General features: G+C 50.3%; 14 protein-coding genes and 1 pseudogene. 9 read left to right on the top strand and 6 right to left on the bottom strand.

All coding sequences use genetic code 11. From position 1 onward, the window contains the following. Positions 1 to 63: 63 nt before the first annotated feature. Complete coding sequence (dauA, locus tag LH51_RS06245; protein WP_327124430.1) at positions 64 to 1,716, bottom strand: C4-dicarboxylic acid transporter DauA; 1,653 nt, start codon at positions 1,714 to 1,716, stop codon at positions 64 to 66. A gap of 235 nt (positions 1,717 to 1,951) precedes the next feature. Here dauA and LH51_RS06240 point away from each other — a divergent pair, with 235 nt between their 5' ends. The 7 genes from LH51_RS06240 to LH51_RS06210 all read left to right on the top strand — a co-directional run bounded on the left by LH51_RS06240 (position 1,952) and on the right by LH51_RS06210 (position 8,192). Then, positions 1,952 to 2,152 (top strand): DUF2788 domain-containing protein, encoded by a 201-nt coding sequence (locus LH51_RS06240; RefSeq protein WP_036520769.1) that lies wholly within the window; start codon positions 1,952 to 1,954, stop codon positions 2,150 to 2,152. Positions 2,153 to 2,225: 73 nt separating this feature from the next. Next, positions 2,226 to 2,798 (top strand): LemA family protein, encoded by a 573-nt coding sequence (locus LH51_RS06235; protein ID WP_036520767.1) that lies wholly within the window; start codon positions 2,226 to 2,228, stop codon positions 2,796 to 2,798. A gap of 9 nt (positions 2,799 to 2,807) precedes the next feature. Then, a complete protein-coding gene (locus LH51_RS06230) occupies positions 2,808 to 3,728 on the top strand; it encodes a GIDE domain-containing protein (RefSeq protein WP_052063504.1) in 921 nt (306 codons plus the stop codon). 86 nt (positions 3,729 to 3,814) lie between these two features. Further along, the gene (gene kdsA / locus LH51_RS06225) at positions 3,815 to 4,663 is read left to right on the top strand and encodes a 3-deoxy-8-phosphooctulonate synthase (RefSeq protein ID WP_036520765.1); all 849 of its coding nucleotides are present in this window, start codon (positions 3,815 to 3,817) and stop codon (positions 4,661 to 4,663) included. 34 nt (positions 4,664 to 4,697) lie between these two features. Continuing rightward, positions 4,698 to 6,767 (top strand): SUMF1/EgtB/PvdO family nonheme iron enzyme, encoded by a 2,070-nt coding sequence (locus LH51_RS18900; RefSeq protein WP_052063503.1) that lies wholly within the window; start codon positions 4,698 to 4,700, stop codon positions 6,765 to 6,767. 16 nt (positions 6,768 to 6,783) lie between these two features. Further along, positions 6,784 to 7,407 (top strand): hypothetical protein, encoded by a 624-nt coding sequence (locus LH51_RS20765; protein ID WP_036520763.1) that lies wholly within the window; start codon positions 6,784 to 6,786, stop codon positions 7,405 to 7,407. Next, positions 7,365 to 8,192: a DUF4139 domain-containing protein gene (locus tag LH51_RS06210; RefSeq protein WP_036520761.1), complete on the top strand. Its 828-nt coding sequence runs from the start codon at positions 7,365 to 7,367 to the stop codon at positions 8,190 to 8,192. The genes LH51_RS20765 and LH51_RS06210 overlap by 43 nt, the downstream gene beginning before the upstream one ends. Here LH51_RS06210 and LH51_RS06205 read toward each other — a convergent pair. Together LH51_RS06205 and LH51_RS06200 are read right to left on the bottom strand one after the other, a co-directional pair. Further along, positions 8,182 to 8,586, bottom strand: coding sequence for a tetratricopeptide repeat protein (locus tag LH51_RS06205; RefSeq protein ID WP_052063502.1), 405 nt, complete (start codon positions 8,584 to 8,586; stop codon positions 8,182 to 8,184). The two genes, LH51_RS06210 and LH51_RS06205, sit on opposite strands and share 11 nt — an antisense overlap. 1 nt (position 8,587) lies before the next feature. Next, on the bottom strand, positions 8,588 to 9,865 hold the full coding sequence (locus LH51_RS06200) for a tryptophan--tRNA ligase (protein ID WP_036520759.1): 1,278 nt from the start codon (positions 9,863 to 9,865) through the stop codon (positions 8,588 to 8,590). A gap of 145 nt (positions 9,866 to 10,010) precedes the next feature. On the opposite strand from LH51_RS06200, the gene LH51_RS06195 reads away from it, so the two are divergent. Then, positions 10,011 to 10,244, top strand: a complete 234-nt coding sequence (locus LH51_RS06195; protein WP_036520757.1) for a DUF2789 domain-containing protein — start codon at positions 10,011 to 10,013, stop codon at positions 10,242 to 10,244. 44 nt (positions 10,245 to 10,288) lie between these two features. Beyond that, positions 10,289 to 11,061: pseudogene (yaaA, locus tag LH51_RS24670) on the top strand (peroxide stress protein YaaA). 84 nt (positions 11,062 to 11,145) lie between these two features. Here the strand turns inward: yaaA and LH51_RS06185 are convergent. The 3 genes from LH51_RS06185 to LH51_RS22310 form a co-directional block, all read right to left on the bottom strand. Then, positions 11,146 to 12,024: a Tim44 domain-containing protein gene (locus LH51_RS06185; protein WP_036520756.1), complete on the bottom strand. Its 879-nt coding sequence runs from the start codon at positions 12,022 to 12,024 to the stop codon at positions 11,146 to 11,148. 131 nt (positions 12,025 to 12,155) lie between these two features. After that, positions 12,156 to 13,847: a potassium channel family protein gene (locus tag LH51_RS06180; RefSeq protein ID WP_036520755.1), complete on the bottom strand. Its 1,692-nt coding sequence runs from the start codon at positions 13,845 to 13,847 to the stop codon at positions 12,156 to 12,158. A gap of 2 nt (positions 13,848 to 13,849) precedes the next feature. After that, complete coding sequence (locus LH51_RS22310) at positions 13,850 to 14,095, bottom strand: DUF6394 family protein (RefSeq protein ID WP_235263573.1); 246 nt, start codon at positions 14,093 to 14,095, stop codon at positions 13,850 to 13,852. Between the last annotated feature and the right edge of the window lie 152 nt (positions 14,096 to 14,247).

The following is a 14,247-nucleotide window of genomic DNA, read 5'->3' as shown; positions in this document are numbered from 1 at the left end:
CGGCGCTCAGTCGTTCCAGGGCTTCTTCCAGAGTAGCGGTGAAGCTGAGATTTTCAGTCGGCTTCATCCCGGCTCGCGCCATGGCGCGCAGTGCTGGAACTGCAGATCTGCAATGATCAGACGAATCCCCTGCTGCTCACAAAAATTGCTGAAGCGATCAAAGCCGTTAATACCACCTGCATCCAGCAAGGGCACACCATCCATATAGAGTACAACACCCTGGTTCCCTTCCACACTTTCAGCCAGTTCATCAAATACCCGTTCTGCAGCAGCAAAAAACAACGGCCCGGATAACTTCAGCACCGTCCAGCCTTCCGGCAGGTTCTGCGGTACATGCTTGCGTTGCATCGAAATATCCTGAAAGCGCGTCATACCCGCCAGATCACGCATAAACAGGATAGAAGCCATAACAATACCCACGGAAATCGCCAGCACCATATCAAACAATACCGTTAATGACATACAGGTCATCAACACCAGGATATCACCGACCGGAGCACGCTTAATAAGCGCTATGACCTTGTGCGCTTCACTCATATTCCAGGCCACAATAACCAGCAGTGCCGCCATGCTGGCCATCGGCAACCAGGACAGCCAGGGAGCCAGAATCAACAATCCGGCCAGCACAACCAGTGCATGTATCATCGCCGAGATGGGTGATTTGGCACCGGCTTTATAATTCGTGGCTGAACGGGCAATCGCTGCCGTTGCAGTGATACCACCAAAAAAAGGCGCTACCAGGTTACCCATACCCTGACCAAGCAATTCTCCATTAGCATGATGACGCTGACCGCTCATACCATCCAGTACAACAGCACAAAGCAGGGATTCAATTGCACCCAGCATGGCAATTGAAAAAGCGGCTGGCAGTAACTCTCTGATTACTGACCAGGACCAGTTCAACGGCTCGCCATCCGCTCCGGGACGCATCCACGGCCATTCAAATGCGGGTAAAAACGGCGGTATTCCCTGCCCTGTGGTGCCATCTGGCAGCTCATAGCTAAAGCGACTGCCAATGGTATCGACATCCATACCCGTTTGAATAAATAGCCAGGCCAGAAAGGTGCCGCCAAGCAGTGCTGGCAGATGTCCAGGCACTGGCAGCTTAAGGCGAGGCCAGAAAATCAATACCAGCAGTGTGAACAATGCCACACTGGTATTGGCCAGATTCAAACCAGGCAGTGCCGAAAACAGCAGCAGGATACGTTCAACAAAACTTTCCGGCACCACACTGAGTTGTAAGCCAAAAAAATCCCGCATCTGTAATACAGCTATTACAATCGCAATCCCGGACGTAAAGCCCAGAGTAACCGATTCAGGAATATACTCGATCAAACGTCCCAGGCGGGCAACAGCCAAAGCCACCAGAATCGCACCGGCCATAAGAGTGGCAACCAGAAGACCACCCAGCCCAAAGGCTTGGGTCACAGGATAGAGAATCACCACAAAAGCCGCCGTCGGGCCGGAAATACTGTAGCGTGAACCACCACTTAGTGCGATCAGAAACCCTGCTATGATGGCAGTATAAAGGCCATATTCCGGCTTAACACCACTGGCAATTGCCAGTGCCATAGCCAATGGAATGGCAATAATACCGACGGTAACACCCGCAATCAGATCAGCGGAAAAATCACGGCGTGAATACCCTTCACGAAAAGTTTCTCGCAGAGCACTGGCAATACCCAGCGAATGTAATCGAGCACGTGATGAAGACATACTTACCTTATCTATAACTAAATATTATTAATTGTTCGAGTTTTTTATAAGCAAACACTATAACGCTCAGTTCTAATCTGTACAATCTACCCCTTGTTAAACCTTGGTGTTATGTTGTGCGGCTATTTTTAGTCATCAGGTTGAACTTCAACCACCGGGCAGTATCCAATCAGCAAATTGAATTTGTACACTAATTTGTACACTACACACACTTGAACAATCCAGAGGAATATCTATGCGGCTCGCAGAAGTAGAAATCATTATACTTAACGTGGGTTTAGCTGCCTTTGGTGCGTTTATCTTTTTTATTATTTATGACCTGGCTAAACAGTCTAAAGCCGGCAAGTTCGGTACGTTTATCCTGTTTCTTGCCCTGGGCATGGGCCTGGGCGTCTTTCTGATTAAAAACCTGGTTGTCTACTTCTTTGATCTCTGACATGTGTCACGCGTATTTTTCAGCTTCGTGGATTCAGTTATAGTAGAACTTCACTTACTCAGGGAGTTACGCTATGGACCCTTTCTGGCTGATCGTATTAGTACTGTTGGCGCTGGCAATTTTTTACAGCATTTTTCTGTACAACAATCTGGTGCGTCTTAAGCATAATGTCAGCCGTGCCTGGTCAAACATTGACGTGCTGTTGAAACAACGTCATGACGAACTACCCAAACTGGTAGAAACCTGTAAGCAGCACATGACCTACGAGCAGGATACGCTGGAAAAAGTGATGCAAGCCCGCTCAGCTGTTGCCAGTGCCCGTGAGGCTGGCAATGTGGGGGCATTAGGCCAGGCTGAGACGCAGATGCGTATTGGACTGGGCAATCTGTTTGCGGTCGCTGAAGCCTATCCGGAATTGCGTGCCAGTGAGTCATTCCAGCACCTGCACAACCGCATTACCTCCCTTGAATCCGGCATCGCCGATCGTCGTGAATACTATAACGATTGTGTAAATCACCTGAATATCCGTATTGAACAGTTTCCCGACATTATCATTGCCAGGCGCTTGCGTTTTCTACCAGCGACACTGCTGGAATTTGATGAAGCTGATTTGAAAGATGCGGACATGAAAAAGCTGTTTAGCTAAGCTACACCGATGTTTCTGGACCTCTATATCGACCGCCAAGAGCAGTTACTGGGGCTTGCCGTCTGTGGGCTGAGCATTCTGGCAGCAGTGTTTTTTATGTTCCGGCACTTGCGCCGTTATCGTCTGATTGCCGACACACCGACTGCCATGATTCGCTCTGCACCACAAGGCTATGTGGAAATTATTGGCCATGTGGTTTGTGGTGAGGGCGGTCTGTTGCACGCGCCTTTATCCGGCCGGCCTTGTGTTTGGTACCGCTACCGTATTGATCGTCAGGGTGATGAGGGTAAGGGGGGTTGGAAACTGCTGGAACGAGGCATGTCTGATGCCTGGTTTCAGATCAATGATGGTACCGGTGTTTGCCTGATCGATCCTGACAAGGCTGAAATAGATGTAGCTCAACGGAGTATCTGGCATGGCCATAGTCCCAACCCGTCGGCCTTAGTGAAATACGCCACTTCATTGGGTTCACCCAGCTTCACCACGGGTCGTTACCGCTATACAGAACAGTTGATCATGGAGCATGAACAAGTCTATGCGCTGGGGCAGTTTCAGACAGTCGGCGGGGGACGCAACACAGCCACAACAAGCAGCCTGCAAGCGGATATTATTCGTGACTGGAAACGCAACCATGAGCAATTATTGGCACATTTTGCCGCCCCCGGAGCCACTGAGTTTTCAGCCATTGAATGGCAAGCGGTACGTGAAGCAGCGCTGGAAGAAGCCCGGCAGCAACGCCAACACCAGCTTAATTTACCGGATATGCATGTTCTTACCAACCCGGGGCAGCCAGGCCACCCCTTGCTTATTTCCACGCAGGATGAAGCCAGGCTGATAAAACGCTTCAGACTGCGTGCACTCTTGTGCCTGATCTATATTTGTGCAGCCCTCTGGTTTTGTATAGAACTGCTGGTAGCTCAGGTATCCTAGTAAATGGATGAAATATCAGAACCAGGCAGACTTGACTCCCCTGGCCCCCTATAATTAACTAACTTTTGCTTTCACAGGATATTGAAATGAAACAAAAAACAATTCAGGTAGGTAAGCTGGCCATTAGTAATGACAAGCCTATGGTCTTGCTGGGCGGTATGAATGTACTGGAATCACGTGACCTGGCTCTGCGCATTGCCGAACATTATGTCGAGATCACCACTAAGCTCGACATCCCCTATGTTTTTAAAGCCTCCTTTGATAAAGCCAATCGTTCCTCCCTGCACTCCTATCGCGGACCTGGACTGGAAGAGGGACTGAAAATCCTGCAGGAGATCAAGGAAACCTTTCAGGTACCGGTCATTACCGATGTGCATGAACCTTCTCAAGCGGCACCCGCGGCTGAAGTCTGTGACATTATTCAACTACCCGCCTTTTTATCACGCCAAACCGACCTGGTACAGGCGATGGCTGCTACAGGGGCGGTAATCAACATCAAGAAGGCCCAGTTCCTGGCACCCCAAGAAATGCAGCACATACTGCATAAGTGTGAAGAAGCCGGTAACAACCAGCTAATGTTATGTGAGCGCGGTACCAGCTTCGGTTATAACAACCTGGTTGTCGACATGCTCGGCTTTACTATAATGAAAGAGTTCGGCTACCCGGTTATCTTTGATGCCACCCATGCGTTGCAGATGCCAGGGGGCCGGCCTGACTCAGCGGATGGCCGTCGGGCAATGGCGGCACAACTGGCCAGAGCCGGATTATCCCAAGGAATTGCCGGGCTATTTCTTGAAGCGCATCCGGAGCCAAATAAGGCAAAATGTGATGGTCCCTGCGCCCTGCCTCTGGCAAAACTACACGACTATCTGGTTCAGATGAAAGCACTGGACGGCTTAATCAAATCGCTACCACCACTGGATACAGCCAGTTAACAAACTGTGACAACGGGAGCCTGAGGTGAGTGACATGGATGATTCTGGTGCTGTACTTGAAACCGGGTTACTTGTCGGTCCGGAGCGACATCGCTTTCGCCTGACTACAGAAATCGGTGCACATGCTTACGGCACACTTTGGCAAGCAGAGGACCAGGCCTCTTCTGGACGACCCACAGTAACGCTGCTGTTTCTCCCCGACCTCCTGACCCGTCAGCCTGACTTTATTGAGCGCTTGCGCAAGCTGATTATTATCTGTCGTAAATGCAAGCACCCTAACGCACTGGACTGTTACGGCCTGTTTAATTTCAATGGGCTGTTTTTTATAGCCTTCGAAGCCGTGGATGGACTCACACTGGCTGATATGTTTGCGACGGATAAAGCCGCAAAGCTCAAGCCTAAGCAAAAGCAGGGATTACTGATTCAGATAGGTAAGGCGATGGATTCTTTTCACCGGGAAATCCACAAAAGCCACGCCAGCCTGGCGCCTGAACTGATCTTTATCAGCAGCAAACGTGGCGTCAGGGTGATGATGATCAGCTGGCGTCATATCGTGGATGATTATTTTGATCTTATGCCCGGCAGGCCAGGATACCGTCAGTACCAGGCGCCAGAAGGCTTTGACCCACAACCCACCAACCTGCGCTCTGACGTGTATGCTTTTGCTGCACTGGCCTACCAACTTTATGCTGGAAAACCCGCTTTTTTGCCCGAAGATGATGAGAAGTCCCGCTTTCAGCGCGAACTGAAGGCTCCCAGCAATCTGACGACAAAACAGTGGAGTGCACTGCAGGCCGCGCTAAATCCGGATCAACAAAGCAGACCTGCCTCTATTCTTGAGCTATTGAAAGCATTATTCAGTGAAGAGGAAACTACTGCAGATACACCCTCGCTGGACTCTCAGTTCGCCAGTTCAGCCACCAGCCCCGCGCAGAGCAGCCGTATTAAGGGCTTCTTCTCAGCCCTACGAAAATTTATACCGAGTGGCTGGTTGCAACGCCTTCAGCCACTAACCGGCTTACTACAAAAAATACCAGTTTCACCCCGACTGACGGGCCCACTGCTATTTATTGGCGGTTTAATTCTCGGCCTGCTGATCAGCCTGCTAGTAATGCCCAAGTCAGACCCCCAGCAGCAGGACAGGATTCGCACGCTGACTGAGCAGCGCGATCAACTGCAGCAGGAACTTGCGCAGATTCAGGCTGACCCACCGGCTATATCCGAACAGATAACCGAGTCCCGCTTACAGGATCTGGCACAACCGCTACCAACCTCATCCGACGCCGAAGTCACTCCTGCGGCTGCACAAGACACCTCACGACAAAGTTTGGACCCGCAAAACAGCCGACCCCGCTTTAGAGATCATTTTGGTGAAAATGGTCATGCACCTGTCATGCAGGCACTACCACAGGATGACTTTCTAATGGGGGACCTGAATCGTATGGGTGATGATAACGAGCGCCCCGTACGCACCGTCAGTTTTGATTACACTTTTGCGCTTGGTGTGCATGAAGTCACCTTTGATGAGTATGATCAATTTGCTCTGGCAACCAACCGGTCTCTGCCTGATGATGAAGGCTGGGGACGCGAAAAACGACCGGTTATCAATGTCAGTTGGCAGGATGCACAAGCCTACACCCGTTGGCTGGCAGCGGTTACGGGTGAACCCTATCGCCTGCCCACTGAAGCCGAATGGGAATATGCCGCTCGGGCCGGTACCATCTCAGCCTGGTGGTGGGGAAATGAACTTGTGCCCGCTATGGCAGTCTGTGATGAATGTGGAACACAATGGGATGGGCAACAAACTGCTCCCGTTGGACTGCTGCCCGCTAATGCCTGGGGCTTGAAAGATATGCACGGTAACGTCGATGAATGGGTGCAGGACTGCTACAGTGATAATTACCGCGATGCTCCAGAAGATGGATCAGCGATGCTCGGTGGCGACTGCAGCTATCGGGTTATACGCGGCGGTTCCTGGTTTGATCTGGCCCGACTCACACGCTCATCCAGCCGTTACCGTCACCCGGAAGATACCGCTCGCAACACTTGGGGGTTTCGAGTCGCACTAGATCTTCCCACCCCGATTTCTAACGCTTCACCTTAGTCACAGGAGCCTTGTGATGCGTGGTTTTTTGAATATTTCTTCATTTTGTTTAAGTCTCGGACTGGCGTCCCTGCCGTTACAGGCGGGTATGATTACTGCAGCCGATCAATCACACCTTACCCTGACTCTTTATAATCAGGACCTGGCAATGATTCAGGATCAACGCCGCCTGCCAGCCTTGTCACCCGGGCAACGTATCCGCGTTGACAATGTGAGCCATCAGATGCTGCCGGAAACACTGCGCATTCAAGGGGCCGGCCAGATTCTGGAACAAAGCCTGCTACAAAGTCCTTTAAGCTACCATGCCTTGCTACAAGCGCATCTGGGCAAATTTATTCAACTGGCCCGGGTCAACCAGGCGACAGGGCAGGAAACCATCAGCACGGTCGAACTGCTCAGCATTGAACAGCAAACACTGATTCGACGTGATGGGCGGATTGAATCCATTCCGATGCATAGCTCAGAATGGCGCTTTATCTTCCTTCTGAACTGCCTGATAATTTGCAAGGGCAAGCCGGCTTGCAGTTTGTCAGCGCTGGTACAAACACAGAGAGCACGGCACACCTCAACTACCTCAGTCGTGGCCTCGGCTGGCAGATGGACTATGTACTTACCCTGGACAGTCATGGCAAGTCGTTAGCGGCTGAGGGTTTGGCATCTATTTATAACCGCAGCGGCAGTAGTTTTCAGGATGCTGACCTGCGCCTGATGGCTGGCGATATCAACACACCGACCCAAGAACGTCCTGAAATGATGCGTGCGATGGCAATGAGTGATGCCATGGGTGGCCAGGCCAATGCACCAGAGCAGATGCAGGACTTTTACCTCTACCGTCTTCCCTACCCAGTCACGCTAAAGCACGACGAAACCAAACAGTTGCCCCTGGTACAGTTTGATGACCTGCCGGTGAAAATGACCTATCGCCACCACTTCAACATCTGGCCAGCGATGGATCAACAGCGCCACCAGTCTCAACCCGAAGTGCAACTGGTGTTTGAAGCGCCCTCACTGGATGAGAGTAACTCACCTTTACCGGCTGGGCAGGCCAGAGTATTTCGTCCGGATCGTCAAGGTGAACTGCAGTTTATCGGCGCCGCACAACTAGATAACCTGGCGGCGGGTGAAGAAGCCGTTCTGTCGCTGGGTCGAGCTTTCGACCTGAACATCAGCCGTAAGCAAACCCTGTTCAGCGATGGGTTTGATAGTGTTACGGTACAGCAGGAGGTCAGCATCACCAACGCTGGAAACGAAGGACGCCGTGTCGATCTGAGCGCTGGATTTCAGCAGGAGTGGGAACTAAAAGAATCGAGCCATACCATGCAGGAAGATGGTGCCGGTCAACTAACCTGGAGCATGCACCTTCCAGCCGGTGGCACAGAAACCATGCGCTTTAGCGTAGAGATGAAAAAACGCATTAATCGTTAACGCCCTCTTCCAGTCGCGTCAGGGCCAGGCTATGACCCTGACGCGCTGCCAGAGAATAATAGTGGCGTGCTTTGATACCGTCCTCTCGAAAGTAGCCTTCAAAACCCTTTTCGAAAATTCGTCCCATCTGATACTGGGCTTTCATATCCCCCAGGTCAGCAGCTTGCTGCAGATAGATCGCACCCTGAATCCGATTGCTCACCCCTTCACCACGAAAATGCAGCAGATGGCCATACACCGACAATGCCCGCCGGCTTTGATGATCGGCGGCATAACGGAACAGCTTCATCACATAATCATGGCGCCCTTTACCACTTCGGGCAAAGGGCGAGCGGAACAACGCATAGGCGATCCAGAAGATCAGTGGTGCCAGCAAACGCCCGAGGGTGCGCATATTAAAGCCACTCCGCCAAGGCTTCCTGCAGCAGCTCCAGCTCGTTCTGAGCTTTCTGGCGGGCTTTTTTCTTGAGAGTTTCCACTTCAGCGGTTTTCTCAGCGATCAATGCCTGTGCCGCACTGGATTTATCTTCCGCGCCAGCCACTAGTTCCAGCAAGGGCTGTAACTGCAATAAAATTGCGCGCTTACGTCCCGCTTCAGCCCGCTCCTGGGCTTCTGAGGATTTCTCTTTTTTCTGCGCTGCAGCCGCTGCTGAAGGCGCCACATAGGTCAGAGGGCGAATACCCACAGCGACACGCACCTGGCTAAGCAAAGGGGCCGCCTGAGCACGGGCCTTCTCAGCGCCTTTGTGCAGTATGGACTCAACATAGTCCAGATCTCCCATCAACTCATGGTAACGCTGGCGCGGTGCTGATAGCGTGGCATCCAGGTATTCGAACAGTTGTTTCTTCGCATCACCCCAGGCAATCCCGTTTTCAAATTCACGCCGCATCTGTGCGGTTTCATCGGCACTGGCAAAACAACGATAGAGTTGAAACAAGGTGCTGCTGTCCGGATCTTTGGGCTCACCTGGTTGACGTGAGTCTGTCTTGATCAACTTGATCAACCGATACAACTCATCAGCACTGGCAAACAGTGGCAGGGTATTATCATAGCTCTTGGACATTTTTCGTCCATCCAGGCCCGGGATCAGTTGGGTGTCTTCATCAACCTGAGCTTCTGGCAAGGTCAGCAGCGATCCAAACTGGTGGTTGAAGCGCCCGGCTATATCGCGAGCCATTTCAATATGCTGTATCTGGTCCTTACCCACCGGAATAATATCGGCGTTAAACATCAGAATATCAGCCGCCATGAGCACCGGGTAGTTGAACAACCCCATGGTCACACCATCATCCAGGTCGTCTTTGCCAGCCTCACGATTGGCATCGACAGCGGCCTTGTAGGCATGCGCACGATTCATTAACCCTTTGGAGGTCTGACAGGTGAGTATCCAGGTCAGTTCTGGAATTTCAGGAATATCGGTTTGACGGTAAAAAGTGGCCATATCCGTATCCAGCCCCAGTGCCAGCCAGGTAGCCGCTATAGCGCGGGTTGACTCAGCAACACGTTGCGGATCCTGACATTTTATCAACGCATGGTAGTCAGCCAGAAAAAAATAGCTGTTATACTCAGGATTAAGACTGGCTTCGATCGCTGGTTTGATCGCACCCAGATAATTGCCAATATGTGGTATACCGGTCGTAGTGATACCGGTTAAAACTGTTTTTTTACCCATTACAGACCTGTAAAACGTGACTTAAGTTGAAGTTGCTAAGCATACACGAAAGGCGTTTACGGGTTAACCAGCGCTTTGACAAAGTCACACCTGTGACCAAGACTTACCATGAAAATAACTGCATATAAGTTCACCGGAGGTGAATATGGACACGTCTGCGCATACAATGAATACTTTGTTCGAACAGCTTGGACTGGCATCAACTGATGCACACATCGATCAGTTCATCAACACACACAAGCTTTTCTCAGACAAGATAAAACTGGAAGATGCCACCTTCTGGAATGACGCACAGGCCAGCTTTCTGCGCGATGCTATCTCCAGTGATTCTGACTGGGCTGAGGTAGTTGATGAGTTGAACAGTCGCTTGCGTGGCTGATACGGACTTGAAACTTTAACTGACACAGGATTTTTTCTGCCACTATGCTGATCTTGATATCACCAGCCAAAACACTGGATTTTGATTCAAAGCCCGTGACTAACCAGTCATCTATGCCGCAGTTTACTAACGAAGCGAAACAGCTGATTACCCAACTTCGAAACTATGCGGTACAGGATATTGCCCAGTTGATGAAACTGAGTGACAAGCTCGCCAGTCTAAATGTTGCGCGCTATGAAAGCTGGCAAGCCCAACATACACCTGAAAATGCGCGTCAGGCCATATTGGCATTCAAGGGCGATGTTTACACCGGCCTGGATGCCCAAAGCCTGTCTGACAGCGACTTTACCTTTGCTCAGCAGCATTTGCGCATCTTATCCGGTCTTTATGGTGTACTAAAACCCTTAGACTGATGCAACCCTACCGACTGGAGATGGGCACCCGACTAAAAACAGACAAGGGTAATAACCTGTATGATTTCTGGGGAGACCGCCTCACTGAGCAGTTGAATGCTGAGTCGGCCCAGGTCAGTGATCCGTTGATCATCAACCTGGCATCGAATGAGTACTTTGGTGCTATTAATAAAAAACGCCTGGAGGGTCAGCTGGTTTCACCCGTGTTCAAAGACTGGAAAAACGGGCAGTACAAAATCATCAGCTTTTATGCCAAAAAAGCACGTGGTTTGATGAGCCGTTATCTGATCCAGAATCAGATAGAGTCAACGGATGCTTTGTTGCAGTTTGATCTGGATGGCTACTACTATAGCCCCGAGCATTCGAGTGCAGAAGCACCTGTCTTTTTACGCGATCATAACTGATAAACCAAAACAGGCAGCCATGATTCATCAATGGCTGCCTGTTTTGAATACAGTTACTAAATACAAATGTTTAACGCTGGTCGCCTAGGCCGGTTGCTCAATACCTACGATTATCCAGTTACCCGGCTGTTCCTGCATGCTACGCTCAAGGTGCCAAATCTCACTGAACTCAGTTGCATCACCCTGATCTTCTTCCCTTAGCCAACCATAAAAATTCACACTGGCAATCACACGATCACCCTTATCGATAAAGTTAATGAGTTCAGCCATTACCGATACCACTTCCGTATGCTGATCATGCGCTAATCCGGCGCGTTCCTGCTGTAGCAAGGCCAACATTTCAGCGGAGGTATAGGTGGCAATTTCGTCCCAATCCTGAAGATCCCAAACACCTTGCAGGTGAGTAAAGTGTTTTCCGGCCGCCTCCAGAAAGGCGTCCTGATCAAACCATTCAGGTAGATCCAGTGGTTCCATCATATAGCCTGTAGCCAACCCGGACACAGGAGGCTCGGGCATAAACCCGCTACGTGACATAGTCGGCTGGTCAGGGCCAGCAGCAAAAGCAGCAGGTGAACTCTGCCCGGCATAAGCGGTTCGAGGATTAGCTGTGTTACCTCGCAAACCTTTAAGAAATTTGAAAATCAAAAATCCGATTCCGGCGATCAACAAGATATCCATCAACTGAATACCGTCGAAGGCGCCGCCCATGAACAACGCAGCCAACAAACCACCGGCAAGCAAGCCACCCATCAAACCACCCATACCGGGACGCGCCGCCTGCTGATTCTGAGCACCGTCCTGACGTTGCTGTTGTCGTTGTGCAGGAGGGGTCGCCTGACGCTGAGGCACAGCAAAAGACTTTCCACCGCTGATGCCTCCACCGAAGCGTTTTGCCTCAGCCTCCATGGGTAACAAAAACAGTCCGATCAGAAGGGTTAAAAGAGGAAGTGTAAAACGGTTCATCAGCACCTCACTGTGTACACACTTAAACGCATGGATTCTAATGTAATCATCAAGCTCAAATATAAGCGCAAATACGACTAATTGATAGTCTTGACTTTAACCACATAGTTGGTAGTGAGACACTCACTGAACTAGATGAATTTTCGCAGTATCCGGGCCAAAACAGTATGGCCCGCATCATCTCCTGTGACAGAATAATGCAACATATTATAATTATTTAAATTCCACTCCATCTCACGGCTTGCCTCTGCACGGCCGCAAAATAACACCCTGTCACCTGGCTGTAACACCTGTAACTCACCGGGTAAATAATCCAGATCATCTCCCTGCTGCAACAGCAGTGGAAAGCAATCGAGCATCACTTGTCGGTCATGTGGATTTTTCATCAGATATTTTAACTGAAGACTCCCTTCAACTGCTATAAAGCTGCACACAGCGGGCGTTTTATCCTCATTGATAACCACCTCCCAGGTTTCCAGGCGTTCATCACCAACATGGTGATTGAGGCGATTCAGCAGCGTGTGTGCCCAAACGTCAGACTGCTGCAACAGATGTTCAATAAAAACCAATAACAGGCTTGAGCGGCTGTAAGCCATAATCCGACTGGCGATAACGGCACCTGACTTCATCACAAAATCACAATTTGCATGCTGGAATACCCGCTCGTTTGAGTGTCGATTCTGGCGCACTACACAGGTTAATTTTGGATTGAGTTCGCGTGCGGTCATGATAATGGAGAGATTATCGGCGTCATTGGCTGTTCCGGCCACAATACCCACAGCCGTTTCCACTCTGGCCTGACGTAAGGTACCTGCTTCTGTCCCTGTGCCCTCAACACTATCATCAGGCGTATGCCGGCCCTGGATATCCGGCTCGATCACCGTGATATCAACACCCACTTGCACTAAAGCCTTGTACAAAGCCTGTCCGTAGCGTCCATAACCACAGATAATCCAACGCCCCTGACGTATTTTATACAGACTGGATAAGGCACGATGCTGCGGATTAGTTAACCAATCAAATACCAGATGTTTTTTCGGGGAACTCACAGCCAGTGCCAGGTACTCAGCATAGACTTTAAACGGGTCTACAATCAGATCTGTCCCAAATGAAGCCAGATTTGCAGCATGCTGTGCAGATTGCGTGCGACTGAACACCTGGCGTTTGGGGTATTGTAGTTTACTGGCAATGGCAATGGACAAATTGGCATTATCATTGTTGGTCAATGCCATCACACCCTGACAACAGGGATGCCGGATACCTGCATACTCAAGGTTATCCGGCCGGGAAGCATCGGCACAGAATACTGGAATAGGCACAAGAGCATTTTCAAGCTCCAGACTATCCACTCGCGCCTGATCAACATCCAGAACCACAGATCTGATTTGCTGCGCAGCCAGCTCCCTTACAATCAGGCTACCGGTAACGCCGTAGCCACAAATTAACCAGAAGGGTTCATCCAGTGCGTTCACAGATTTAATAAAACGGCGCAAGCGAATCAGGCGTAAAAATGACGCTTCCTGAAAAACCTGCAAGGTAGCACCAATCGCATACAGCCAGGCTGAAACAGACAGATAAATACTTACCATGGCCCACATACGCTGTGCATTGGTAAAGGCGAAAGGAATTTCACCAAAGCCGATCGTGGTAGCCATGTAAGAAAGAAAGTAGAAGGCGTGAAAAAAGCCCATCCGCCAGGGCTCACCCTGATCATCCTGCCCCGGAATAAGCACGAAGCCTGCGATGGTAATGGCATAAACCACTATCAGCATGATCAAGGGCGTGCGCAGACGCCGCAATAGCAGATACAGTATATTTTGCATGCTTAGCGCCGCACAATAATGGTCTCAACCATTAGCAGTATCACCGACACCACATTGGCAATCAGAGCGCCCGCTGCGAAAGAAACCATACTGGCGGTAATTGAAGGCGTCATGCCTCCTGCATGAATATTCACGCCATAGCCCCAGGTGCAAGCTGCAATCAATAACTGCAGATCTGCCACCAGACTGGTCGCCAACATCAGCGCACCAAGATGGGTACGATCCCCAAACTTAAGTACGGTACAAATCAGGCTGACAACCAGGGCCGCAAACAGCTCCCAGACATCATGATGATCAATATTATCGATTTCACCAACAAAAAAGCCGAAATTTAATGTCAGTGCAGTATAATAAAAAATGCAAAAATCACTTTTTCCCGGTTCATAGACATATTTCCGTG

The organism is Nitrincola sp. A-D6 (genome assembly GCF_000764495.1).
In the GTDB taxonomy this organism is placed as follows: Bacteria; Pseudomonadota; Gammaproteobacteria; order Pseudomonadales; family Balneatricaceae; genus Nitrincola.
Note: the sequence above shows the minus strand (reverse complement) of the source record. Positions and strands in the feature narration are given on the sequence as shown.

What these genes read in the sequence shown, in the direction of transcription:
- LH51_RS06185 (WP_036520756.1), bottom strand. Translation starts at nt 12,024, where the DNA reads ATGAACCGTTTTACACTTCCTCTTTTAACCCTTCTGATCGGACTGTTT.
- LH51_RS06205 (WP_052063502.1), bottom strand. Translation starts at nt 8,586, where the DNA reads ATGCGCACCCTCGGGCGTTTGCTGGCACCACTGATCTTCTGGATCGCC.
- LH51_RS06180 (WP_036520755.1), bottom strand. Translation starts at nt 13,847, where the DNA reads ATGCAAAATATACTGTATCTGCTATTGCGGCGTCTGCGCACGCCCTTG.
- LH51_RS06195 (WP_036520757.1), top strand. Translation starts at nt 10,011, where the DNA reads ATGGACACGTCTGCGCATACAATGAATACTTTGTTCGAACAGCTTGGA.
- LH51_RS06240 (WP_036520769.1), top strand. Translation starts at nt 1,952, where the DNA reads ATGCGGCTCGCAGAAGTAGAAATCATTATACTTAACGTGGGTTTAGCT.
- kdsA (WP_036520765.1), top strand. Translation starts at nt 3,815, where the DNA reads ATGAAACAAAAAACAATTCAGGTAGGTAAGCTGGCCATTAGTAATGAC.
- LH51_RS06200 (WP_036520759.1), bottom strand. Translation starts at nt 9,865, where the DNA reads ATGGGTAAAAAAACAGTTTTAACCGGTATCACTACGACCGGTATACCA.
- LH51_RS06210 (WP_036520761.1), top strand. Translation starts at nt 7,365, where the DNA reads ATGGACTATGTACTTACCCTGGACAGTCATGGCAAGTCGTTAGCGGCT.
- LH51_RS18900 (WP_052063503.1), top strand. Translation starts at nt 4,698, where the DNA reads ATGGATGATTCTGGTGCTGTACTTGAAACCGGGTTACTTGTCGGTCCG.
- LH51_RS20765 (WP_036520763.1), top strand. Translation starts at nt 6,784, where the DNA reads ATGCGTGGTTTTTTGAATATTTCTTCATTTTGTTTAAGTCTCGGACTG.
- dauA (WP_327124430.1), bottom strand. Translation starts at nt 1,716, where the DNA reads ATGTCTTCATCACGTGCTCGATTACATTCGCTGGGTATTGCCAGTGCT.
- LH51_RS06230 (WP_052063504.1), top strand. Translation starts at nt 2,808, where the DNA reads ATGTTTCTGGACCTCTATATCGACCGCCAAGAGCAGTTACTGGGGCTT.
- LH51_RS06235 (WP_036520767.1), top strand. Translation starts at nt 2,226, where the DNA reads ATGGACCCTTTCTGGCTGATCGTATTAGTACTGTTGGCGCTGGCAATT.